A 942-nucleotide genomic window follows, 5' to 3' on the forward strand; every position below is an offset into this window, starting at 1 on the left:
CCTATTTCTTTTTGAGTTTTCGATATGGTTAAAAAAGTTTGATGATAGCTTTTTATTATGTCGCCTAATTTGGTGAGATTATCTTCAGTGTCAAACCCAAGTGAGTTGTTTAATACTTTTAGTTCGCTAATTTCTTTGTTTAGCTTTGCAACATTATCAGAGAATCGTGTGACGTATTTTTCATCTTTCCTGGTGAGGAAGTCCTTTTCATTCCGTCTCAAGGTAAGCATGTTAGAGTTAAGCTTTTCAATGGACACAAGCGAAGAAGCTGACTCTGATAGTGTCTTGCTAAAATTGAGCTCGACTAAGATGATTGTAAGCATACCAACTAATGTAATAGTGCAGATTGATAAGAGCTTAGATTTAATTGATATGTTATCTAACAGTTTGGACATATTTGACCCCCTATTGCCTATTCCAGAAGCTCGTTACCTATGAAGTTGAGCTGTATCACAGATAGTATAGTTGAGTTTTGACTTTTAGGAGCTTGAAAAATGGACTTTTGTATTTGTGTGTTTAGGCGCTCAAGAGATGGTTATCCCAGGCAATTTTGAGGCCTGGGTTGGATAAGTTTTGACTAAGTTCTTTTGTTGTATTGTTGTAGTGGTAAAGGTTGCCTAAGCCGTTGGAAATAACAAATTCATTGTTTCGATAGCTGGTTAAACCGCAGCCATCTTTACAACGAAGACTGCTTAAATAGATTAATTGATCAAAGTCCCAAAAGGTAATCAAATCTCCTTTGGGTGAGGAAACCGCGGCAGTTTTTCCTATGGGGTCAAAACAAACGCTGCCACAATAATGCTTCATGGCATAATTAACATCATCGGGTGCCCAAAGAGGTTTGAGGTCTTTCCCTCGTTGGTGGTGGGCAACCAAGGGAACGCTGTCAGTTTTATCTCCTTGATACTGTAGGCCGATCACCACTTCATCTCTTTGGTTGAT

2 protein-coding genes are annotated in these 942 nt (G+C 38.5%); both read right to left on the reverse strand.

Features of this window, described 5'->3' with window-relative positions:
* Positions 1 to 395 (reverse strand): hypothetical protein (locus A3735_RS29910; RefSeq protein ID WP_197486099.1); only part of this gene is annotated, 395 nt, incomplete at its 3' end.
* A 121-nt stretch (positions 396 to 516) separates the two neighbouring features.
* A partial coding sequence (locus A3735_RS27610; protein WP_231882674.1) for a DUF1513 domain-containing protein occupies positions 517 to 942 on the reverse strand: 426 nt, incomplete at its 5' end.

It is taken from the genome of Oleiphilus sp. HI0061 (assembly GCF_001635675.1).